The sequence below is a fragment of the Nocardia paucivorans NBRC 100373 genome, assembly GCF_000308675.1.
GTDB lineage: Bacteria > Actinomycetota > Actinomycetes > Mycobacteriales > Mycobacteriaceae > Nocardia > Nocardia paucivorans.
On the sequence record NZ_BAGE01000041.1, the window covers coordinates 495,623 to 518,551 of the forward strand.

Here is a 22,929-nt window from a genome sequence, read left to right on the forward strand (position 1 = left end):
GTCCTCCCGGCGGCATGGGAAACCGTTCAGTCCTCGGACGACTCCGGGGCATCGTCCCCGCCGCCGCGAATCGACCAGAGCAGTCCGTCGAGTTCGTCCGGTTTGACCAGGACCTCCCGCGCCTTCGACCCCTCGCTGGGACCCACCACCCCGCGGGTCTCCATCAGATCCATCAACCGACCGGCCTTGGCGAAACCGACCCGCAATTTGCGTTGCAGCATCGAGGTCGACCCGAACTGGGAGGTGACCACCAGCTCCACCGCCTGCAAGAACAGGTCCAGATCGTCGCCGATATCGGGGTCGACATCCTTCTTCTCCCCCGCCTTGGCGCTGGTGACCCCTTCGGTGTATTCGGGCTCGGCCTGTTTCTTGGTGAACTCGACGACGGCCTGGATCTCCTCGTCGCTGATGAACGCGCCCTGCAATCGGATCGGTTTTCCCGCTCCCATGGGCAGGAAGAGCCCGTCACCCATACCGATGAGTTTCTCGGCCCCGGGTTGGTCCAGGATCACCCGGGAATCGGTGAGCGAGGAGGTGGCGAACGCCAACCGGGACGGCACGTTCGTCTTGATCAGACCGGTGACCACATCCACCGACGGACGCTGGGTGGCCAGCACCAGATGGATACCCGCGGCCCGCGCCTTCTGGGTGATTCGCACGATGGCGTCCTCGACATCGCGCGGCGCGGTCATCATCAAATCGGCCAGCTCGTCGACGATGGCGAGAATGTACGGATAGGGGCGGTACACCCGTTCGCTGCCCAACGGGGTGGTGATGGCCCCCGATTTGACCTTCCGATTGAAGTCGTCGATATGCCGGACCCGGCTGGCCTGCATGTCCTGATAACGCTGCTCCATCTCCTCCACCAGCCAGGCCAGCGCGGCCGCGGCCTTCTTCGGCTGGGTGATGATGGGAGTGATCAGATGCGGAATGCCCTCGTAGGGGGTCAGTTCCACCATCTTCGGATCGATCAGGATCATCCGGACCTCGTCCGGGGTGGCCCGCTGCAGCAGCGAGACCAGCATCGAGTTCACGAAACTCGACTTACCGGACCCGGTGGAACCGGCCACCAGAAGATGCGGCATCTTCGCCAGATTGGCCGCGACGAATTCGCCTTCGATGTTCTTGCCGAGTCCGATCACCAGCGGATGGTGATCGTTACGGGTCGCGGGCGCCTTCAACACATCCGCCAGACGCACCAGTTCTCGATCGGAATTGGGCACCTCGATACCCACCGCGGACTTACCCGGAATGGGGGCCAGCAGTCGCACGTTCTCGGTGGCGACGGCATAGGCGATATTGCGGGCCAGCGCGGTGATCTTCTCCACCTTCACCCCGGGGCCGAGTTCGACCTCGTATCGGGTGACCGTCGGCCCCCGGACGAATCCGGTCACCGCGGCATCGATCCTGAACTGCACCAGCACCTCGGTGATCGCCTCGATCATCGATTCGTTCGCGGCGCTGCGTTTCTTGGGCGGGTCGCCATCGATGAGCAGTTTCATCGGCGGCAGTGTGTACCCGCCCTCGGTGACCCGCTCGGTGACGAACTCCGGTTCCGGCAGGGGCAGCGGGGTCTGGTCGACGGGTTCGGCCGCGCGTTTTCTCCGCTTCGGCCGTTCGGCGGGCGGCTCGGCGATCGACGCGGATTCGGCAGCAATCGGTTTCGCATCGCGCAGCGGCGGCTCACCCGCGGTATCGGCATCCTCGTATTCGTCGGTCGGGTAACTCTCGGCGGAACCGCGTCCGCGCCGACGCGAACGGGGCCGAGGCGCGGGGAAACCATCCGTACCGTACTCGGCAGGCCCGTATTCGGACCGGTAATCGCCATATTCGTCGTCCGCCGGCTCCGCGCCACCGGTGCCGAAGTACTCGCGTAGCCGCTGAGGCACCTCCCGGACCGTTGTCCCGGTGAGCAGCAGCGCGCCGAAAACGAGGGCCATCAACAGGATCGGGGTGGACAACCAGGCGGTGAACCCCTGGGTGATCGGACCACCCATGACGAATCCCACGAAGCCCGCGGCGTGGGCGCGGCCCGCCGCGTCGCTGGGCGCGCCATCGGCGATATGCCACAGCCCGAGCAGCGGCAGCCCCACCAGCGCCCCACCCAACACCAGTCGGGGGCGGATCTCCGGCCGGGGCTCGGTGCGCATGAGCACCACGGCGATCCCGCACAGCACGAACGGCAACATCCCGGAGGCAGAGCCCGTGATAGCGCGGACGGTGGTCTCCACCAGGCCCCCGACCGGCCCACCGGCCGAGAACCAAACCGCGGCCGCGATAACGGTGCCGACCGCGATGAGTGCCAACGCGATACCGTCCCGCCGGTGGCCGTGTTCGATCTCGCCCGCCCGCCCGACGGCGCGAACGGTGGCGCCGAGTCCCCGCGCCGTCATGGTCCAGCCGCTGCCGAGGGCCCGACCGAATACCGCCACCGGCGCCGTATCGGACTGCCGACGGGCCGGTTTTCGCGGGGCGGCGGCCCGTCCGCGCGGGGCGGCGGCCCGGCTCGTGGCGCCCGAACGAGCGGTTTTTGCACGAGAGGTCTTCGCACGGGGAGTATCCGAACGTGCAGTGGTCGAGCGCGCGCTGCCCGAACGAGAACGTGCCGTGGTCGAGCGCCCCCGAGCCGATCCCGCCCGCGCACCCGTCGTGGTCGTGCTGCGGGACTTACCTGCCATGGGCTCAGGCTAGCCGCATTCGCCGCGGCGAGACCATCCGCAACACTGGTATCGCCCGTCGCACCCGACGAAGAACATCCGACGTACCGCACCGCATACCGGCGCCATCCGGCCCCGGAGCTCCGTCGTAGGAAAAGGAACCGCCCGCGGCGATCACACCGATCGGTCCAGGCCCAACACCGTTCGCACGGCCTCCGGATCACCCGCTGTCTCGATCCGGACCTGGTCGCGGCCGAAGGCGTGCAACAGTAGTTCGGCGGGTGTCCCCGTCACGGTCACCGGGTCTCCGACCTTGGCACCGACCCGGGTCCGCGCACCCTCGGGTGTCACCAGATCCACCGGCACCGGGGATCTACGGTAGGTCATCGACGCCACCCGGCGCACCATCGACCACAGCCGTTGCTGATCCTCGGCGGACAGCTCCCGCGGCTCCCACCCCGGCCGGGCGCGACGCACATCCTCATGATGGACGAACATCTCGCTCAGATTCGCGACGGCGTCCACCGGACGCAGCGGCGACCACCAGGGTGGGCCATTGCGCACCCGGTCGAGCAGGTCGGGAAACGGCCGACGCGCGGCCTTGTCCTGCACCCGTCGCAGATATCCGGCGAATGGACGCAACAGGATCCCCGGGGCGGCGTCGGGGCGGCGCTCCCGCACCACCAGATGCGCGGCGAGGTCGCGCACCGTCCACTCACCGCATAGAGTCGGCGCGTCCGGTCCGGCGATCTCCATCGTCTCGACGAGTGCGCGACGTTCCCGCTGGGCCATGTTCACCACTCCAAATGTAGTGGAAGAACCGTTCCACGGGGCGCAGCCCATGGCTTTCGGGGCATTCGCTCGGTTGCCCTCCGATGGCCGGCTCTGTAGTTTGTCAGGCGATCCATAGGGTCGTGGATCGAAAAAGTAGAGATGGGAACACCATTGAAGAAAATTCTCACCGTGGCCGCCGTGTTGGTGGCTACCATCGGTTCGATGCTGGCGGTCTCCGTGACACCGGCGCACGCGCAGCGGAGTAGTTACTACGGCGCCATCGCCGTCTCCCTGTCCACCGGGCGTTACGGTTACTCCTACGACTATCCCAGTTACTCCTCGGCCGAGGATCGCGCGGTGTCGGAATGTGGTGTCGCCGACTGCGTCGCCAAGATCTCCTGGCGCAACGGCTGCGGCGCCCTGGCGGTGTCCTCTCGTTACTACAGCTACGGCGCGGGCCCCACCCGCTCCTCGGCACGGGCCAAGGCACTGGCGAACAACCCGAGCAGCGGCGCCTACATCGAGCACTGGAACTGCACCTCCGGTTACTCGCTGTAAGAAGCTCCGACAACCAGACCGGCCGACGCCGGGTCCGTGACTATTTCCGTAGGGGAACCAATCGTGAAAATTCGTCCTTTCCGGGTCGTGGCCGCCATCACCATGGCCGCCGCCGCCCTCACCTTCACCGCGTGCACGTCCTCGGAGGAGTCGTCCGATGTGGGCTCGTCCGAAACCCAGGCCGCCGGCGACTTCGAGTCGGGCAAGAGCAGTGAGGGCACCGAAGAGGGTGCCGCCCCGGCCACCACCACGCCGCCCAACCTGCCCAAGCCCACCCCGGAAGAGCTCAACGACAAGATCAACCGTGCGCTCGACGGGTCGGTCAGCGAACAGGAGAAGCTGGCCTGGATCGAGGATGCCGAGCGGGATCCGCAGCTGGTCGACAAACTGGTCGACGCAGCCAAGAAGAACAAGGTCACGGTGAAGATCACCAAGGTGGGCGAGCCCGCCGACGGCAAGCTGAAGGCCGACGCCGAGGTCACCATCGACGGTCAGCCGGTGGAGAACGCCTCCGTCGACTTCATCGCCGAGGGCGATCAGTGGAAGATCGCGAACAAGTTCGCGTGCAATATCGTCAAGTCCGCCCAGCTCGACTCGGCCGCCTGCCAGCCCGACGAGTAATACCGCGGGCACCACGACAGCCGATACGAAACCGCCGCGGGGCAGCAGCCCTTCGGCGGTTTCGTCGTTTCACAGGGCCGTCACGAGACCACGGCGAGAGCTCGGGGCCGGTCCACCGACCCCGAGACGATCTACACGCCGATAACGGTCGGAACGATCATCGGGCGGCGCCGGTAGGTTTCTGCGACCCACCGCCCCACCACCCGACGCACTCCCTGGGCGATGCGATGGATCTCGGTGACGCCCTCGCCGGCCAACCGCAACAGTTCGGCCTCCACCAGTTCGGCGGCCTCGGCCAATGCGGTGGGGTCATCGGAGAAACCGCGTCCGCTCACCTCCGGGACGCTCACCGCCTTGCCGGTGGTCTCGTCCACGGCGACGGTGATGGCGATGAAACCTCCCTCTCCCAACACCAGTCGGTCCGACAGCGTCGACTCGCCCACATCACCGACCGACAGTCCGTCGACGTACACATGTCCGACCGGCACCCGGCCCACAATGGTGGCGATCCCATCCACCAGATCGACCACCACGCCGTCCTCGGCGAGCACCACTCGCTCCTCCGGCACCCCGGTGGCCACCGCGAGCGCCGCATTGGCGCGCAGATGACGCCATTCCCCGTGGATGGGCATGGCATTGGTGGGCCGTACCGCGTTGTACAGGTACAACAGTTCACCGGCCGAGGCGTGACCGGAGACATGCACTTTGGCGTTCTGCTGGGTGATCACCGTGGCGCCCAACCGGGCCAGACCGTTGACCACCGTGAACACCGAGTTCTCGTTGCCCGGGATCAGCGAGGAGGCCAGGATCACCAGATCGTCGGAACGAATGTTGATCTGGCGGTGGTCGCCGCGCGACATCCGCGACAGCGCCGACAGCGGTTCCCCCTGGGAGCCGGTGGAGATGAGCACCAACTTGTTCCCGGGCAGGGTGGCGGCCACGTCCAGATCCACGACCAGACCGTCCGGCACGGTCAGATATCCCAGATCCTGCGCGATCTGCATATTCCGCACCATCGACCGGCCGACGAAACACACCCGCCGCCCGTATCGCATGGCCACGTCCACGACCTGCTGGATACGGTGCACATGGCTGGCGAACGACGCGACGATCACCCGGCTGCGGGCCTTGCCGATCACACTGTCGAGCACCCCGCCGATCTCCCGTTCCGGCATGACGAATCCGGGCACCTCGGCATTGGTGGAATCGACCAGGAACAGATCGACACCCTCGTCACCGAGCCGGGAGAAACCGGCCAGGTCGGTGAGCCGGCCATCCAGCGGAAGCTGATCGAGTTTGATGTCTCCGGTGTGCAGCACCAGCCCGGCCGGGGTGCGAATGGCAACCGCGAGGGCGTCGGGAATCGAATGGTTGACGGCGAAGTATTCGCACTCGAACGGCCCGTGCTCGGTGCGTTGTCCCTCGGTCACCTGGATCAGCTTCGGATGCTGGCGGTGTTCCCGGCATTTCGCGGCCACCAGGGCGAGGGTGAACTTGGAGCCGACCACCGGGATATCCGGTCGCAGCCGCAGCAGGAAGGGCACGGCGCCGATATGGTCCTCGTGTCCGTGGGTGAGCACCACCGCGACGACATCGTCCATCCGGTCCTCGATGGGCCGAAAATCGGGCAGGATCAGGTCCACCCCGGGCTGCTGGTCCTCCGGGAAGAGCACCCCGCAGTCGACGATGAGCAGTTTGCCGCCGTACTCGAAAACGGTCATATTACGACCGATTTCCCCGATACCGCCCAGCGCGAAAACCCGCAGACCGCCCCGCGGCGCCTTCGGCGGCACCCCGAGCCGATCCTGCGCGACCACCTCCGGGCTCTCCGCAACCACCGGTTCGGACCGGCCTCGCCCGGAACCTCGGGAACGACCGCGCCGACCCCGATCCGATTGCGTTCGGGCGCTCTCCTGTTTGGTGGTGCGTTCCGGTGCGCGCCGGGGTTCGGCCTGTTCCGGGCCCGCGGACACCGACTGCGCCGCGGGCGACTCCGTCGCACCGGTGGGTGCCGTCGGTTCGGCCTCGACCGCCGTCCGTTCCGCGGTGACAGGTGACTGCGGGGCGGGAGCGGCGGGCCCCGCCGCCCGGCGGGCGGCGCGACGGGAACGACGGCCGGTCGGTTCCGTCATACGAGCACCTCGGCCGCTCTCAGATCCGCGGCCAGTTCCTCGAGCTGGTCGGCGCTCGGCATGAGCTGCGGAAGACGCGGCTCACCGACCTCGACACCGAGCAGACGCAGGGCGCCCTTGGTCATCGCCACACCCCCCAATCGGGCCATGGCGGCATTGAGCCGCAGCAGCCCGGCATTGATCTTGCGGGCGCGTACCACCTCACCGGCGTTGTAGGCGTCGAGCATTTCCCGCAGCCGCTCCGGCACCAGGTGTCCGATCACGCTGATGAACCCGACCGCGCCGACCGAGAGCCAGGGCAGGTTCAACATATCGTCACCCGAATAGAAGGCCAGGCCGGTGCTTTCGATCAGCTCGGCACCGGCATTCAGATCTCCTTTGGCGTCCTTCACCGCGACGATCCGCGGATGTTCGGCGAGTCGACGAATGGTGTCGAAGGCGATCGGCACCACCGAGCGCGGCGGAATGTCGTAGAGGGTCACCGGCAGATCGGTGGCATCGGCGATCGCGGTGAAATGCGCGTACAGACCTTCCTGGGTCGGCCGCGAATAGTAGGGCGTCACCACCAACAGACCGTGCGCGCCGGCGCGCTGGGCATTGCGCGCGAGTTCGATGGAGTGCGCGGTGTCGTATGTACCCGCGCCCGCGATCACGGTCGCCCGAGTACCTACCGAAGAGACCACGGCACGCAGCAGATCGGACTTCTCCGATTCGGTGGTGGTCGGCGATTCACCCGTGGTTCCGGACACCACGAGCAGGTCGACACCACGATCGACCAAACGATTCGCCAAGGCGACGCCGGCATCGATGTCGAGCTTCCCATCGACTCCGAAAGGAGTCACCATCGCGACACCCACCGTGCCGGACGCGCTCAACACCGGAGGCGTCGATTCACCGTTCGTCATGGTCAAAAAGGCTACCCGGTCGGGGACACCCCATCGACACCCTCATCCGGGTTCTGCGCGCCGAGACCGGTGATCCTCGTCCCGAAACCCGCCGAAGGGTCGTGATGACTGCGCATAATCACAGTTTTGACATCACTACGACATCAAATCGATCCTTGTGTGACGTCATTTGTGACATCACAATGAAGTCATGGATTTGACCCCTTACACCGCCCGCCTCCGCGAAGACCTGATCGCGGCGGCCGCACTGGGCGACGAGAAAACCCAGGCGACCGCGGCCGCGCTGGCCACGGCGGTGGAGAGCTCCGCCCGGCTGGTCCTGCTGTCAGCGCTCTCGGACCTGGCCGATACGGTTTCCGAACAGCTCGGCGACCGAACGGTACGGATCTCGCTCACCGGCTCCGAGGCGACCGTCGATGTGCACAAGAACCCACCCGCGGCGGAGGAGCCGATCGGCTTCGAGGAGATGACCGGGGATATCAGCCGGGTGACACTACGACTGGTCGAACAACTGAAATCCCGCGCCGAAGAGGCCGCCGCCCAAAGCGGCCAATCCTTGAACTCCTGGCTCTCCGGGGTGGTCTCGGGTGCCCTGCGCGACCAGATGCGCGGCTACGGCGCCCCCAAGAGCCGTCCGGCCTCTCCCCGGGACAACTCCCGCGGCGACGAAGAGGAGTAGCCCGCACCGGGGCGGCGCTCAGGTGGTGACAACCACGGTCCCTCCGGCATCGATCTCGGTGCGTCGGCTCGTGGCGACGGTATCGGCCAATACCGTCGCCACAATGCGCCGACCCACCGGCAGCACCCGAACGGTCACCGAACCCGACTCGGCCGCGTCCAGCTCCCGAACGGCCACCTCTATCACCTGTCGGCGCACCTGATCCGACACGGCCGCGAAACCCCCGTCGTCGAGCAGTACCACCTCCACACCGCGGGCCCGCGCCTCTCGGGCGGCAGCGGCGAGCTCGTTGGTGGCCAGTTGCGGTGCGCGCAGCCCGTCCCGCAGCTCGGCCTCCAGCAGGCGACACTGCTCGCGGTCGGCGGCGGTCAACTCCGCGCCGCGAGCTATCCGTTCGAGCATCGGTCGAGCGACCTTGTCCAGTCGGGCCAGCTGACGCAGGCGCTCCCCGCTCTCGGCCGCCAGGGCGGCCTCGGCGGCGGCCCGCAGCGCGGCCTCCTCCTGTAACAGGCGCAGCGAACGCTGGGTGGGCCGCAGAATCACCACGCACATCGAGACACCGGCCACCGTGGCCACCGGGACAATGGATGCGACCAGCGATCGAACCGCCACGGTGGAGAACGTCGCAAGCAACCCGAGCACCGTGGCGGCACCACCCACCCCGAGCCAGGCGGCGCCCATCCGGTTGCGCAACACCAGCACCGCGAGCACATACGAGGCCGCGAACACCGTCCAGGTCTGCCCGGACTCGCCGGTCACCTCCTCCGGGGTGGTCAACGCTATCGCCACCGGACCGGCAACGACGATATAACCGGTCGCGGGCCACGGTAGCGGATCGCCCGGTATCAGCAGGACGACAATTCCGGCCGCCATCAGCAACACCAGGCCGATTGCCGACGGAATCGGCTCGCCGACCGAGAAATTGCGGATCATGTACAGCAGGATGGTCAGCTCCAACACCGCCAGGAACAACCATCCGGCCCGCCCCCGCAGCCCCAGCAGATCCCGTAACTCGGTGTGATCGGCGGACCGCGACTCGGCGACCTCTCCCCGATCAACCATCGCTGCCCCAGACCAAGGTGACCGAAGTGCCCTGCCCCGGTGTGGATTCCACGAAACCGGCGCCGCCGGGCAACTGACGCATCCGGCCGAGAATGCTCACCGAGATACCGAGCCGGTCGGGCGGCACCCGGTTCTGGTCGAAACCCGCCCCGTCGTCGCGCAGTACCACTCGGATACCGCCCGCGCCGACGGTGACGATCACCGCCCGACACACCGGGCGCCCCGGCACATCGGCATGCCGCATGCTGTTACGGGCCGCCTCGGCCAGCGCGGCCGCCAGGGTGCTCGCCGCTCGCACCGGCATCCGCAGCTCGTCGCTTCCGGCGGACCGATGGGCGACGAAACCGATATCGTCGTTCACCTCGTGCACCGCCGAGCGCAGAAATCCCACAACCGCATCGGTATCCAGTCGGTCGGGCGCGGATTCGGTATCCCGACAGGCGTTGAGCTGGTCGAGGGTGCGTTGGGCCTGCCGTCGCAGGATCGGCGATTCGGTGCCCGATCGGGAGGCGTCCAACAGTGTCGACAGCACACCGTCATGGATCAGGGCCGCGAATCGGGCCCGCTCGCGATCACGTGCCGCCGCCCCGGCCACCGCGGCCGCGCGGGCACTCGCGGCCTCCGACTCCCGATCCACCCGGACCGCTGCCGCTTTGGCGTAGACCAAACACCACAGAAACAGCGCGCACAGCCCGGCGGCCCGGGCGAACCCTTCGAGGACGAGCGGTATCGACGACCGATCCAGGAGGAGAACATTCGCGATGGCGGCCAGGACCGAGCCGGCGGCGAGGTAGATCGTGGCGGGCACGGTTCGCCAGGCCAGACCCGCGGCCGACACACCGATGGCGAGCAGCCGATACACCCATACCGCCGAGGGATCCGCCAACGGCTGCGCATAGGTCAGCAGGATCAGGCACATGGACGCCAGATAGCCGATCGCCGCGATACCCGAGACCATCCGGATCACCCGGGGACCCGCCAACACCGATACCCCGGCGAGGACGGGAAACAGGCCGAATGCCAAGACCATGACGGCGAGGGACCAGGAGACGGTCGACCGACTGCTCTGCGCCAGGATCTCGGGCAGTTCCAATAACGCGGCGATCGATCCGCCCACCCCGATGGCCAGGCCGAAACGACGTTGAATACGGTCGACGGCGCTTTCGTACTCGGGCGGCCCGGACAATGCGAAAGACCCGAACCACCGGCGCCGCGCACCCGAACGATCCACCGGGCCCGGCACGGATCCCGCCGCGACGGCGGGGGCGGGGAACGCGCTCATTCCGGACGGTGTTCCGGAACCGGAAGCCACCCGTCCTCCACCGCCCGTTTGTACAGATCGGTCTTGGTGGGCGCGGGTCGCCCGGCATCGGCGTATTTCTGCCGAATCCGGCCCAGGTAGTCGTTGACGGTCTGCTCGGACAGGCCCGTCAGCCGGGCCACTCGCGACGCCTTCTCCCCGGAGGCGTACAGGGTGAGGACCTCCTCCTGCCGCGGGCTCAGTCCGACGCTGGACAGTTGCGGATCACCGTCGATGGCGGCCGCCCAGTCGGTGGTGACCACCTGTTCGCCGAAGGCGGCCCGCCGTACCGCGGCCACCACCGTGGGCACGTCCTCGGATTTGCGGACCACCCCGAGCACCCCCGCCCGCGCGGCGGACCGCACCAGGAAGGCGTTCTCCGCCCCGGTGAAGACCAGAACCTCGATACCGTTGTCCCGCAGCGTGCGCACATTGTCCTCGGGCGAGGACCCGTCGGACAGCCGCAGATCGAGCACGACCAGGTCGAGTTCCGGTTTGCCGTCGGCACCGCGGCAGGCGGGATCGGCGAGCAGATCGGCAACGGTCCCCGCAGTCGCCACCAGTTTCAGATCCGAATGCGGCTCCAACATGGTGGCCAATCCGATCGCCACCGATTCGTGGTCCTCGATCAGGCCGATCCTCCGTGGCCTGTCCACGTTCTCGTCGGAATCCGTCACGTCGACACCCTTCCATGCACACCCGCGTCCGCGTAGCAGTATGCCTGGTTGTCGAGATCACGGTCACCCACCAAAAATCGGGGCCCACCGCTCAGATCGTCAATTGCGCCGCGACGGTGGCCCCCAACTCCCAGCAGTGTTCCAGGTCGGTTTTCGCCGGGGCTCCCGAAACGATCACCGGTGCGGCGGCCTTGACCCAGCCCAGTCCGGTGGTCACCGATTCCACACCGCGCTCGGCGCCCTCGGTGCCCTGGTTACCGTGGATGTACAGGCCGTACGGCCGACCGCGGGTGGAATCCAGGCACGGGTAGTAGCAGAGGTCGAACGCGTGCTTGAGGGCACCGGACATATAGCCGAGGTTGGCCGGGGTACCGAGCAGATAGCCGTCGGCGGCGAGCATATCGCTCGGAGTGACGGCCAATGCGGCGCGGCGGATCACCTCGACGCCCTCGATCTCGGGATCGGTGGCGCCGGCGACGACCGCCTCGAACATCTCCTGCATATGCGGAGAGGGCGTGTGATGGACGATCAGCAGTCGCGGCACGTCGACGAGCGTAACCCGCAGAACCACCGCAGTGGCGTCGGCGAATCGCGGCGGCGCCGTATCCGAGCCGCCGGTCAGTCCTCGCCCGGGACGACGGGCTCTTCCGGGGCGGTAACCAGATCGCGCAGACGTTGCCAGAGCGCTTCGTCCCGTTGGGTTTCGGCATCGATCTCGTCGTAGGTTCGCCGGTCGAGGCCGGACGCCCGGATGATCTCCTCGGATCTGGCGGCGAATTCGTCACCGACTCGACGCAGCCGGTCCGAATCGTGCGCTGCCGCCTCGAACTGCGAGTCGTATTCCCGGGCCGTGGCGGTGATCTCGCGGGTGGCCCGGACGAACCGCATGAGCTGCGCTTCGGTGAACGAATCGGTCATAGCGCATCACTGTAGAGCCTGTGCGACAGGCCACGGTGGATGGTCCGGCCGCGGAACGGATTCGGCAACCGGGTGGGACCGAGGTCCGTCAGGACGCGTTGCCTTCTCGCTCGCGTTTCTCCAGTTCCACCGCTCTGCGCATGGTCGCGCGGGCGCGGGTGCGGTCGCCTGCGTAGTCGTAGGCGCGGGCCAGCCGGTAGGAAACCCGCCAATTGTCGGGGTCGGCCTCCCATTCCCGTTTCACCTCGAGGAACAACGCGTCGGCGGCGGCGCGGTCGATACGTCCGGACGGACGGCGCGGCAGCCCCGACACATCCAGTTCCAGCCCTTCGGCGTGGATCCGCCGAGCCAGATGCTGATGGGCCAGAGCGGCGCGGACGGTGGCCACCACCATCCATATCCCGAGCAGCGGCAGGATCAGCACACCGACACCGATGGCGGCCGCGGCCGCGTCGCCGGAGATGAGCAGACCGATCGCGATACGCCCGAGCAGCAGGAAGTAGAAGACCAGCACCAGCACCAGCGTCGCGATCACGGCGACGGTCCGAAGGGCCCGCCGGTCGGCCCCGGAAACGGAATCGCTCACAGGTCCAGGAAAGGATCGAGCCCGACGGTCAGACCGGGCCGCTGCGCGATATTCCGCACCCCCAGCAGCACCCCGGGCGCGAAGGAGGAGCGGTCGAGGGAATCGTGTCGGATGGTGAGGGTCTCCCCCTGGGTGCCGAACAGGATCTCCTGGTGCGCGACCAGACCGGCCAACCGCACGGAATGTACGTGCACCCCGTCCACCTCCGCACCGCGGGCGCCGTCCAGTTCACTGGTGGTGGCATCGGGACTGCGCCCCACACCGGCCTGCTCCCGGGCCCGGGCGATGAGCCCGGCGGTGCGGTAGGCGGTGCCCGAGGGGGCGTCGGCCTTGTTCGGATGGTGCAGCTCGACCACCTCGACCGAATCGAAGAACCGCGCCGCCTGCTCGGCGAACCGCATGGACAGCACTGCACCGATGGCGAAGTTCGGTGCGATGAGCACCCCGACCTCGGGTTTGTCCGCCAGCCACCCGCGTACCTCGTCGAGGCGGGCGTCGTCGAAGCCGGTGGTGCCGACCACGGCGTGAATACCGTGTTCCACCAGGAATTTCAGATTGTCCATCACCACATCGGGATGGGTGAAGTCGACCACGACCCGCGTATCGGTGTCGATGAACCGGCTCAACGGGTCACCCTTGTCCACGGCAGCGGCCAACTCCAGATCGTCGGCCGCGTCGACGGCCGAGCAGATCGCCGTCCCGACCTTCCCCCGCGCCCCCAACACACCAACCCGAATCGGCCCCGTCACCTGGCCCACCACTCCCTACTCGTCGTCGGACAACCGCCCCGAGCCTACTGCCCGCCCCGCGCCGCACGCCCCACCGACTCCCACCCGACCGAACACCCCCATCTCGCCGCACTCACCCCGCCGGTCAGAAGCACAACACTTGACGGAGGGCATGGCCGGCGGCGAGGTCGTCCATTGCCTTGTTGATCCCGTCCAATCCGATCCGTGCCGAGATCAGCCGTTCGACCGGGAGGGTGCCGGCGCGCCACATTCGCACGTATTCGGGGATATCGCGCGACGGGACCGCCGAGCCCAGATAGCTACCGACGATGGAACGTCCCTGGGCCACCAGTCCGAGAGGGGAAATACTCGCCCGCGCATCGGGAGACGGCAGCCCCACGGTGACGGTGGTACCGCCTGGAGCAGTGGCGGCGACCGCCGTCTCGAAGGCGCGCACCGCGCCCGCCGCCTCGACCACGATCTCCGCCTGAACATTCCGTTCGGCGAGTTCGGCGGGGGTGTAGGCGGCGTCGGCGCCGAATTCCCGGGCGAGGGCCGTTTTATCGGCCACTGTGTCCACGGCAATCACCTCTTGCACACCGAGCGCGACCGCGACCAGTACCGCCGCCATCCCGACCCCACCCAGGCCGACCACCATGACGCGGTCGGTTGCGGTGGGCCGTGCCGAGTTCAGCAGGGCTCCGCCGCCGGTGAGCACGGCGCAGCCGAGCACGGCGGCGACCTCCGGAGGCACATCGTCGTCCACCGGCACCACCGAGCGGCGGTCCACCACCGCATGGGTGGCGAAGGCGGATACCCCGAGATGGTGGTGTACGTCGGCACCGTCGCGGCGCAGCCGCCGCCCGCCACCCAACAGCTCACCGGCGTTGTTGGCGGCGCTACCGGGGATACACGGCATGCGTCCGTCGGAGGCGCAGCCCGCGCAGTCGCCGCAGCGCGGGAGGAAGGTCATCACCACTCGCTGTCCGACCGCCAGGTCGACGCCGGGCCCGACCTGTTCCACTCGCCCGGCGGCCTCGTGGCCGAGCAGCATGGGCAGCGGTCGGACGCGGTTGCCATCGACCACCGACAGGTCGGAATGACACACTCCCGCCGCCTCGATTCGGACGAGCAGTTCCCCGGGACCGGGTTCGGCGAGTTCGAGCTCGCCGACGGCGATGGGTTCCGAATCCGCGAACGGCGCGGGCGCCGCGATCCGTTCCAACACTGCTCCACGAATTCTCATGTCCACACGGTAACCGTGTTCGTGCCGGGTGACAGGGTCACCCGCGACGCAGTCCGAGGGCGGCGGCGACAAGGCAGGCAACGGCGACGATACCGACGAACCAGGGGAATACCGTCCCGAGCCCCCAGGTCGTCGCGGCCCAGCCGGCCAGGACGGTGGGCAGCGCCATCGAGCTGTAGGCGAGCAGGTAGTAGGCCGACATGGTCTCACCGCGCTGCCCCTGCGGGACGACATCCGACAGGTGGCGTAGCGAACCACCGAAACCGAGACCGAAGGTGGTGCCGAGCAGCACCCCGACGAACAGGACCGCAGGCCAGTGGTGGGTGGCCAGCGCGGGAACGGTCAACACCAGGGCGAGCGCCATCCCGATATCGCCGCCGACCGCGGCCCGCCGGGCCGGGATCCCGGTCGCGAACAGCTGCGCCAAGGCCGCCGACAATGCGGTTGTCGCGACGACCACCCCGCCGAACACCAGGTTGTGGATACCGGTCTGCCGGGCGGCCAGCGAGGGGTAGAGCGAGAGTAGAACCCCGAGCACCGACCAGGCGGCCATCACACCGATGGCGGAGAACCAGAAATCGGCTCGAATTTCCTGCGGAATCGCCGGTTTGGCAATCCGGATGCGTCCGGCGACGCGGGCCGCGTGGGGTTCGCGCAGCGCCAGCATTCCGGCCGTGACCAGTACGCAGACGAGGCTGATCACTACGTAGGGGGTGCGCAGCGGATGCGGGGCGTACTGGGCCAACAGCGCCGATCCCAGGATGGCCACCGCCATTCCGACATTGAAGGCCACACCACTGAGCTGGCCCGAACGCGCCCCGCCGTCGGGGCGCAGATCGAGCAATGCCGCCGCTCCCGCGACGACGATGGCTCCCACCGCCATACCGTGTAGTGCCCGCGCGGTCAGCAGCATGGGCACGGTATCGGCCAGGACGAATACACCCAGTCCGACGATCATCAGTCCGAAGGCGGCCAACAGCACCGGTTTGCGGCCGATGACATCGGAGATGCGGCCGGATACCAGCACCGCGCCGAGCGCGGCCACGGCGTAGACCGCGAAGACTACCGTGGTGGTCAGTGGCGACAGATGCCATTCCTGTTCGTAGAGGCCGTACAGCGGGGCCGGCACCCCGGAGACTCCGAGCGCAACGCCGGTCGCTCCCAGTACCAGCGCGTATGCCCATGGCTGGGTTTTGGGTTCCGCAATACGCGTCGTGGCTGTCATCGAAGCTCCGATCAGGTAGGTTTGATAGCGATCGAACTGAACCGACCATAACGGAAGTTTGATAACCATCAAACCTCAAGTGAGGCTGATCATGGCGAAGGTCACAACACCCCCGGACGTCGAGCACCCGGTGGCCACCCTCCCGGTCGTACTCGCCGCACTCCAGGATCCGGTGCGCCTGGAAATCGTGCGCCGACTGGGCAATGCGGGCGATGCGGTGCGTTGCAGCGCCCTCTACGATTCGGTCAACAAATCGACGGCCACCCACCACTTCAAGATCCTGCGCGAGGCGGGCGTGATCGAACGGCTCGTCGTCGAAGGCCACACCTGCCAGCGACTGCGCATCGACGATGTCGAACGAGCACTACCCGGCGTTCTGACCGCTGTGATCGCCGCGGCCAACCGGGCCCACAACGGCCGACCGGACCCCTCCGACCCCGACGAGTGATATCGCCGGATACCCGGATACCCGAATACCCGGATACGCAGCCATCGAGAACGTCACGCCCTACCGCACCGGACCACCCACATCCCGTCACCCCGCTTTCGCCGAGGCGATCGAATCACCCGATCATCGGACCCAGACGAGCTCCCCCGCCTCGATCCGACGAACCGCACCCTCGAGCCAACAGACATCGTGCCGGAGACGGGACAGCAGATAATGGGCCTCGATCATCCGAATTTCGGGACCGGCCGCCGCGTCGACGGCGGCCTCGAGTCGACCGATCTCCTCCCGGATACGGGCAATCCGCCGCGTGAGGACCTCGACCGCTTCCACAGGCCGCAGGACACCGAGATACGCGAACGCGGTGACGAATACCGGCCCGCCCGTCGGATCGGCGTCGCACAGCTGTGATCGCACCCGCTCGGCCAATGCAGCCATCCCCGCATCGGTCACCGTGAGCGTGGCCCGCTCGTCATCGCCGTCCGCGACGAGCCACCCTTCACTTCGCAAACGATCGAGGAGTGTGTAAACGGTCGCATTGCGCACTCGCAGGTAGTCGTAACGACGGCGAAGTTCGGCGAATACGGCGTACGCGTGCCGTGGCCGCTCTACCAGCAGGCCGAGGATGGGCAGCACCAAGGGATTGTCGAGCGCGTTCGTGGGCACACCCAACCCTATCCCGACTAGCCGTATACGGCTGATCGAGATAGGGTAGCCGTATACGGCCATTCAGAAAGGTGTTCATGATCTTCGGAATTTGGCCCGGTGTCGCCGGCGCCGACCTCGTCGACCTGCGGCCCCTCGACTGTCCCCCGGAAGACCCCGCCGCCACATCGGCCGCCCTACGAGAACTCCAAGGCGACGCGCCCCGGTTCTACGTGCGGTGCTATCGGCACTTCGGGCCGGGCCTGCGGGAACACTCGGAGCTCACACCCACCCCCGCCCGCCCCGAACTGTATGCGGGACCAGGACGCCTGATCGACCTGGTGGCCTGCTATCAGAGCCCCGAACCCGATCCGCACGGTTTCGCCGATTTCGTTCGACAGGCAGTACGCGACGTCGCCGCCTGGGGTGGTGGCAAGGTCCAGGTGGGCGAGGAACCCGATGTTCCGGCACCGCAGGACGGCGGCAGCCCGGGATGTCTCGAGGCCATTGCCGCAGGCGTCGCCGCCGCGCTGGACGAGCGCGAACGACTCGGTGTGGAGGTCCACATCGGGGTGAATTCGGCCGGAATGGCCGACCCGGCCTTCTGGGAGCGAATGGCCCACACCTTGGGCACCGAACTCCTCTCGGCCCTCGACTACATCGGTATGGACGCCTTCCCCGACGTATTCCACCGCATCCCCCACGAACGGTTGGCCGATTCGGCGACCTTCCTCCTGCAGCGTTTCCGCACGGTCACCGCGACGGCCGGTGTTCCCGAGAGCACGCCCGTACACATCACCGAAACCGGCTGGCCGACCGGCCCCGAGCGGGACGAGGCAACGCAGCGCGCGGTCCTGGAGACGGTGACCCGAGCGGTCCTCGACTCCGACGTCGGCGTGGCGGCCTACGAGTTCTTCGGTCTGCGTGACGAACGCAGCGACGCCGACTGGACCGCCCGCTTCGGACTGCTACGCGACGACTACACGCACAAACCCGCGTTCCACGCCATCCGCGAGCTGATCACCGAACGGTCCGGTCAGCTCACCAACCGCCGCACCGACGCGGGCAGGTCACGGGTGCGGCGGTAGGGCCCGGCCACCGAGGCGGCGAACGGTCGGGACAGCAGGGTGCGGGCGATCGTGGCGACCTCCTCGGTACTCACCGCATCGATACGGGCCAAGGTCTCAGAAACACTGCGATGGTTGCCGTAGCTGAGTTCGCTGCGGCCGATACGGTTCATCCGGGATGCCGAATCCTCCAATCCCAACACCAGACCGCCGCGCAACGAGCCCTTGGCGCGGGCGCACTCGGCGTCGGTGATACCGTCGGCGGCCACTTCTTCCAACACCCCGCGGGCCAGTGCCGCAACCTCTCCCAGATTCTCGGGCTGGCAACCGATGTACACCGAGAACGCCCCGGTATCGGCGAAGGTGTCCACACTGGAATACACCGAATAGGCGAGACCGCGCTCTTCCCGCACCCGCTGGAACAGACGTGAGCTGAGTCCCCCACCGACCACGGTGTTGAGCACCGACAGCGGCCAGCGGCGATCACCCTCGTGCCGGCCGAACGCCCGCACCCCGAACACCAGATGCGCCTGCTCGCTGTCGCGGTGGCTCCACGTCAACTGCGGTGGGGTGCGCGGCCGGAATCGTCCCTCCCTACGCGGGGCGGGAACGGCCGCCGGGTCGAGTCGATCGGCGAAACTGCGGTGCACCAGTTCCACGGTGTGCTCGTGTTCCACATTCCCGGCCACCGCCACCACCATCCGTTCCGGGGTGTACCGGCGCTGGTGGAACGAGCGCAACTGGGCGGCGCGCATCGCCTCGATGGATTCGACGGAGCCGATGATCGGGCGTCCGATCGGGTGGTCGCCGAACAGCGCCGTCAAGAACGAATCGCCGACCAGATCTTCCGGATCGTCGTCGCGCATGGCGATCTCTTCCAGCACCACCTGCCGCTCCACATCCACATCGGAGGGCCGGCACAGACCGTTGAGCACCACATCGCTGACCAGGTCCACCGCCAACGGCAGATCCTCGTCCAGGACATGCGCGTAGTAGCAGGTCTGCTCCTTGGCGGTGAAAGCGTTCAGTTCACCGCCGACAGCGTCCATCGTCTCGGCGATATCCAAGGCCGAACGGGTGGGGGTGGCCTTGAACAGCAGATGTTCCAGGAAATGCGCCGCTCCCGCGACGGTCGGGCCTTCGTCCCGGGAACCGACACCGACCCAGACGCCGATGGAGGCCGATCGCACACCCGGCAGATGCTCGGTCACCACCCGCAGACCGCCGGGTAGGACGGTGCGCCGCACCCCGGTGTCGATACCGACGGTTTCGCTGATCCGCCATTTGGAAGACGAACCCCCCTGACCACTGGGGCGCAGGGGGGTCGCCGTGTTCTGCTCGGTCACACGAACAAGTACTACTCGGTTCCGGCCGTGTCCGCATCGGCGGCCGGCTCATCGGCGCTCTCGTCGATCGGCACCAGCGAGATCTTGCCGCGGTTGTCGATATCGGCGATCTCCACGCGCAGCTTGTCGCCGACGTTCACCACGTCCTCGACCTTGGCCACACGCTTGCCGTTACCCAGCTTGGAGATGTGCACCAGACCGTCACGGCCCGGCAGCAGCGAGACGAACGCACCGAAGGCGGTGGTCTTGACGACCGTGCCGAGGAAACGCTCGCCCACCTTGGGCAGCTGCGGGTTGGCGATGGCGTTGACCTGGTCGATCGCGGCCTGCGCGGACGGACCGTCGGTGGCGCCGATGTAGACGGTGCCGTCGTCCTCGATGGAGATATTGGCACCGGTCTCCTCGGTGATCTGGTTGATCACCTTGCCCTTGGGGCCGATCACCTCACCGATCTTGTCGACCGGGATCTTGATGGCGGTGACCCGCGGGGCGTACGGGCTCATCTCGTCCGGGGAGGCGATGGCCTCGGCCATCACGTCCAGGATGGTGGTCCGGGCGTCGTGCGCCTGGCTCAGCGCACCGGCCAGCACCTTCGAGGGGATACCGTCGAGTTTGGTGTCCAGCTGTAGAGCGGTGACGAAGTCGCGGGTACCGGCCACCTTGAAGTCCATGTCACCGAAGGCGTCCTCGGCGCCGAGGATATCGGTCAGCGCCACATAGCGGACCTCCTCCACACCGTCGGCATTGGTGACGGTGTCCGACACCAGGCCCATGGCGATACCGGCGACCGGCGCCTTCAGCGGCACACCGGCGTTCAGCAGCGCCAGGGTGGAGGCGCAGACCGACCCCATCGAGGTGGAACCGTTGGAGCCGAGCGCTTCCGAGACCTGCCGGATGGCGTACGGGAATTCCTCCTGGCTGGGCAGCACCGGGATCAGGGCCCGCTCGGCCAGCGCACCGTGCCCGATCTCGCGCCGCTTCGGCGAACCGACGCGACCGGTCTCGCCGGTGGAGAACGGCGGGAAGTTGTAGTGGTGCATATAACGCTTGGTGGTCTCCGGGCTCAGCGAGTCGACCTGCTGGGCCATCTTGACCATATCGAGGGTGGTCACACCCAGGATCTGGGTTTCCCCACGTTCGAACAGCGCCGAACCGTGTGCCCGCGGCACCACCGCCACCTCGGCCGACAGCGCGCGGATATCGGCCAGACCACGGCCGTCGATCCGGAACCCGTCGGTGAGAATGCGCTGCCGCACCAGTTTCTTGGTCACCGACCGGAACGCCGCCCCGAGTTCCTTCTCCCGACCCTCGAACTCCTCGGCCAGCTTCTCCAGCACCGCGAGCTTGACCTCGTCGATCTTCTCCTCGCGTTCCTGCTTGCCGGCAATGCTCAGCGCCTCGCTCAGCTCGGCCTTGGCCGCGGCCTCCACCGCCTGGTAGACGTCGTCACCGTAGGGCGGGAAGAGCGGGAACTCCTCGGTCGGCTTGGCGGCCAGTTCGGCCAGATCCTGCTGGGCCTTGCACAACCGGGCGATGAACGGTTTGGCGGCCTCCAGCCCCTCGGCGACCACGGCCTCGGTCGGCGCCTGGGCACCACCGGAGATCAGTTCGATGACGTTCTCGGTGGCCTCGGCCTCGACCATCATGATGGCGACATCGCCGTTGTCGACCACGCGACCGGCCACCACCATGTCGAAGACGGCCCGCTCGAGCTGGTCACTGGTCGGGAAGGCGACCCACTGGTTACCGCTCGCGACATCCGGATCGTGGATCAACGCGACCCGCACACCGCCGACCGGGCCGGAGAACGGCAGGCCCGCGATCTGGGTGGACGCCGAGGCCGCGTTGATCGCGACCACGTCGTACAGGTCCTTCGGGTCCAGGCTCAGCACGGTCACCACGACCTGGACCTCGTTGCGCAGCCCATCGACGAACGACGGCCGCAGCGGGCGGTCGATCAGCCGACAGGTGAGGATGGCGTCGGTGGAGGGACGGCCCTCACGGCGGAAGAACGAGCCGGGGATCCGGCCCGCGGCATACATCCGCTCCTCCACGTCGACCGTCAACGGGAAGAAGTCGAACTGGTCCTTGGGGTGCTTACCGGCGGTGGTCGCCGACAACAGCATGGTCTCGTCGTCCAGATAGGCCACGACCGACCCGGCGGCCTGTCGGGCCAAGCGGCCCGTCTCGAAGCGAACGGTACGGGTTCCGAAGTTGCCGTTGTCGATCAGCGCGACGGATTCGAACACACCGGGCTCGACCTCCACGGCCGATGTCTTCGGGCGTTCAGTGATCTCTGACATGTCTTTTTCTCAACCTCTCGTCTCGCCGGACCCCGCGCCCACAGGCGCGATCCGACTGCGTCGGCCGTACCCGGTACGGACGTATCGCGGCCATGGCAACGGATCCGGGAAAAACGCGCGATCCTGCGAAAACCTTCGAAGATCGCGAGTAGCGCCATCGGAATATCCGTCCGGCCGCGATACGCACACCCGGCCGCATCCCCTTGGATACGGCGACGCGGAGGCGGTCATCGATCGAAGCTCTCCGGCCCATCCCATCTCGCCGAAAAGCCACTACCGAAGACCGACGCCACGAGCGCGGGTGTCTACGGCTGTATCGTCACATCTCACGAATACGGGGTCTCGTCCCCCGCACACGAAAATGTCGACGGCCTCGATTGTAGGCGTCGACCCCTCCCCGACAAACCTGGCACCCCGAACCACCCCGCCGCGACCCTGTGGCCGCCGAAATCGCTACCGGCCCGGACGGAATCACCGCCCGACCGAGCGGTCGACCTTGCGTCCCACGATGCGCGCAGGCATGGCCCGTCGCGCATTTCGGCCCCCGAAGCGCATGCGCCGAAGACGCACGGCTCGAGGGCCGAAATACGAGATATCGGGGCGTGAACACGCCCGCACGAAGCGGGAGCCGAAATTATCGACGCAGCCCGAGACGCTCGATCAGGGAACGGTAGCGCTCGATGTCCTTCTGCTGCAGGTACTTCGACAGCCGCTTGCGACGACCGATCAGCGCCATCAGACCATGGCGGGTGTGGTGGTCGTGCTTGTGCTTCTTGAGGTGTTCGGTGATATCGGCGATCCGCTTGGACAGCAGCGCGATCTGCGCCTCCGGGGACCCGGTGTCCGTCTCGTGCAGACCGTACTCGGCGAGGATCGCCTTCTTCTGCTCGGTGGTCAGCGCCATGGGGCATCCACTCCTGTTTTTCAGTTCCGCGCTCCAGGGGCGAAGCGATGCGGCGAGTGATGGCACCCGCACCGTCGCTTCGTGGGCCGCCGCCGCGGACCGCAGCAAACCCGGCGGATCACCCTACCGGATCGACGCCGGGAAACCGAAC

22 protein-coding genes are annotated in these 22,929 nt (G+C 67.4%); 5 read left to right on the forward strand and 17 right to left on the reverse strand.

Annotated elements, in window-relative coordinates; translation table 11 throughout:
• Positions 1-26 precede the first annotated feature (26 nt).
• Both ON32_RS13830 and ON32_RS13835 read right to left on the reverse strand, forming a co-directional pair.
• Complete coding sequence (locus ON32_RS13830; RefSeq protein ID WP_040791187.1) at positions 27-2,678, reverse strand: DNA translocase FtsK; 2,652 nt, start codon at positions 2,676-2,678, stop codon at positions 27-29.
• A 153-nt stretch (positions 2,679-2,831) separates the two neighbouring features.
• The gene (locus tag ON32_RS13835; RefSeq protein ID WP_085995191.1) at positions 2,832-3,455 is read right to left on the reverse strand and encodes a TIGR03085 family metal-binding protein; all 624 of its coding nucleotides are present in this window, start codon (positions 3,453-3,455) and stop codon (positions 2,832-2,834) included.
• 135 nt (positions 3,456-3,590) lie between these two features.
• On the opposite strand from ON32_RS13835, the gene ON32_RS13840 reads away from it, so the two are divergent.
• Positions 3,591-3,989 carry a DUF4189 domain-containing protein gene (locus tag ON32_RS13840; protein ID WP_040791188.1) on the forward strand — a complete coding sequence of 133 codons (399 nt, stop codon included), beginning with the start codon at positions 3,591-3,593 and terminating at the stop codon, positions 3,987-3,989.
• A gap of 63 nt (positions 3,990-4,052) precedes the next feature.
• Positions 4,053-4,610, forward strand: coding sequence for a WKL family lipoprotein (locus tag ON32_RS13845; protein ID WP_040791189.1), 558 nt, complete (start codon positions 4,053-4,055; stop codon positions 4,608-4,610).
• A 131-nt stretch (positions 4,611-4,741) separates the two neighbouring features.
• On the opposite strand, the gene ON32_RS13850 is transcribed toward ON32_RS13845, so the two are convergent.
• Together ON32_RS13850 and dapA are read right to left on the reverse strand one after the other, a co-directional pair.
• The gene (locus ON32_RS13850; RefSeq protein ID WP_040791190.1) at positions 4,742-6,742 is read right to left on the reverse strand and encodes a ribonuclease J; all 2,001 of its coding nucleotides are present in this window, start codon (positions 6,740-6,742) and stop codon (positions 4,742-4,744) included.
• Positions 6,739-7,647, reverse strand: a complete 909-nt coding sequence (gene dapA, locus ON32_RS13855) for a 4-hydroxy-tetrahydrodipicolinate synthase (protein WP_040791191.1) — start codon at positions 7,645-7,647, stop codon at positions 6,739-6,741. The genes ON32_RS13850 and dapA overlap by 4 nt, the downstream gene beginning before the upstream one ends.
• Before the next feature lie 190 nt (positions 7,648-7,837).
• Here dapA and ON32_RS13860 point away from each other — a divergent pair, with 190 nt between their 5' ends.
• A complete protein-coding gene (locus ON32_RS13860) occupies positions 7,838-8,326 on the forward strand; it encodes a hypothetical protein (protein WP_040791192.1) in 489 nt (162 codons plus the stop codon).
• An 18-nt stretch (positions 8,327-8,344) separates the two neighbouring features.
• On the opposite strand, the gene ON32_RS13865 is transcribed toward ON32_RS13860, so the two are convergent.
• The 9 genes from ON32_RS13865 to ON32_RS13905 all read right to left on the reverse strand — a co-directional run bounded on the left by ON32_RS13865 (position 8,345) and on the right by ON32_RS13905 (position 16,068).
• Positions 8,345-9,388 carry a DUF8320 family protein gene (locus ON32_RS13865; protein ID WP_040791193.1) on the reverse strand — a complete coding sequence of 348 codons (1,044 nt, stop codon included), beginning with the start codon at positions 9,386-9,388 and terminating at the stop codon, positions 8,345-8,347.
• On the reverse strand, positions 9,381-10,670 hold the full coding sequence (locus tag ON32_RS13870; protein ID WP_040791194.1) for a sensor histidine kinase: 1,290 nt from the start codon (positions 10,668-10,670) through the stop codon (positions 9,381-9,383). The genes ON32_RS13865 and ON32_RS13870 overlap by 8 nt, the downstream gene beginning before the upstream one ends.
• Positions 10,667-11,365 carry a DNA-binding response regulator gene (locus ON32_RS13875; protein ID WP_083874455.1) on the reverse strand — a complete coding sequence of 233 codons (699 nt, stop codon included), beginning with the start codon at positions 11,363-11,365 and terminating at the stop codon, positions 10,667-10,669. Before ON32_RS13875 ends, ON32_RS13870 begins: the two co-directional genes overlap by 4 nt.
• Positions 11,366-11,456: 91 nt before the next feature.
• The gene (locus ON32_RS13880; RefSeq protein ID WP_040791354.1) at positions 11,457-11,909 is read right to left on the reverse strand and encodes a flavodoxin family protein; all 453 of its coding nucleotides are present in this window, start codon (positions 11,907-11,909) and stop codon (positions 11,457-11,459) included.
• Positions 11,910-11,983: 74 nt separating this feature from the next.
• Positions 11,984-12,283, reverse strand: a complete 300-nt coding sequence (locus tag ON32_RS13885) for a DUF4168 domain-containing protein (protein ID WP_040791195.1) — start codon at positions 12,281-12,283, stop codon at positions 11,984-11,986.
• Positions 12,284-12,371: 88 nt separating this feature from the next.
• Positions 12,372-12,869 carry a hypothetical protein gene (locus tag ON32_RS13890; RefSeq protein WP_051133203.1) on the reverse strand — a complete coding sequence of 166 codons (498 nt, stop codon included), beginning with the start codon at positions 12,867-12,869 and terminating at the stop codon, positions 12,372-12,374.
• Positions 12,866-13,618 (reverse strand): 4-hydroxy-tetrahydrodipicolinate reductase, encoded by a 753-nt coding sequence (gene dapB / locus ON32_RS13895; protein ID WP_040791356.1) that lies wholly within the window; start codon positions 13,616-13,618, stop codon positions 12,866-12,868. Before dapB ends, ON32_RS13890 begins: the two co-directional genes overlap by 4 nt.
• 124 nt (positions 13,619-13,742) lie before the next feature.
• Complete coding sequence (locus tag ON32_RS13900; protein ID WP_040791357.1) at positions 13,743-14,843, reverse strand: alcohol dehydrogenase catalytic domain-containing protein; 1,101 nt, start codon at positions 14,841-14,843, stop codon at positions 13,743-13,745.
• Positions 14,844-14,880: 37 nt separating this feature from the next.
• On the reverse strand, positions 14,881-16,068 hold the full coding sequence (locus ON32_RS13905; protein WP_040791358.1) for an MFS transporter: 1,188 nt from the start codon (positions 16,066-16,068) through the stop codon (positions 14,881-14,883).
• A 91-nt stretch (positions 16,069-16,159) separates the two neighbouring features.
• Between ON32_RS13905 and ON32_RS13910 the strand changes: the two genes are divergently transcribed.
• The gene (locus ON32_RS13910; RefSeq protein WP_051133235.1) at positions 16,160-16,516 is read left to right on the forward strand and encodes an ArsR/SmtB family transcription factor; all 357 of its coding nucleotides are present in this window, start codon (positions 16,160-16,162) and stop codon (positions 16,514-16,516) included.
• A 123-nt stretch (positions 16,517-16,639) separates the two neighbouring features.
• Here ON32_RS13910 and ON32_RS13915 read toward each other — a convergent pair whose 3' ends face one another.
• Positions 16,640-17,179, reverse strand: a complete 540-nt coding sequence (locus tag ON32_RS13915) for a PadR family transcriptional regulator (protein WP_040791360.1) — start codon at positions 17,177-17,179, stop codon at positions 16,640-16,642.
• 77 nt (positions 17,180-17,256) lie between these two features.
• On the opposite strand from ON32_RS13915, the gene ON32_RS13920 reads away from it, so the two are divergent.
• Positions 17,257-18,246 carry a hypothetical protein gene (locus ON32_RS13920; protein WP_051133237.1) on the forward strand — a complete coding sequence of 330 codons (990 nt, stop codon included), beginning with the start codon at positions 17,257-17,259 and terminating at the stop codon, positions 18,244-18,246.
• Here ON32_RS13920 and ON32_RS13925 read toward each other — a convergent pair.
• The 3 genes from ON32_RS13925 to rpsO form a co-directional block, all read right to left on the reverse strand.
• Entirely contained in the window at positions 18,195-19,502 is a 1,308-nt protein-coding gene (locus tag ON32_RS13925) for a M16 family metallopeptidase (protein WP_040791362.1), read from the reverse strand. The two genes, ON32_RS13920 and ON32_RS13925, sit on opposite strands and share 52 nt — an antisense overlap.
• Positions 19,503-19,582: 80 nt before the next feature.
• Complete coding sequence (locus tag ON32_RS13930) at positions 19,583-21,874, reverse strand: polyribonucleotide nucleotidyltransferase (protein ID WP_040791196.1); 2,292 nt, start codon at positions 21,872-21,874, stop codon at positions 19,583-19,585.
• Positions 21,875-22,508: 634 nt separating this feature from the next.
• Positions 22,509-22,778 carry a 30S ribosomal protein S15 gene (gene rpsO, locus ON32_RS13935; protein ID WP_040791197.1) on the reverse strand — a complete coding sequence of 90 codons (270 nt, stop codon included), beginning with the start codon at positions 22,776-22,778 and terminating at the stop codon, positions 22,509-22,511.
• Positions 22,779-22,929: the final 151 nt, after the last annotated feature.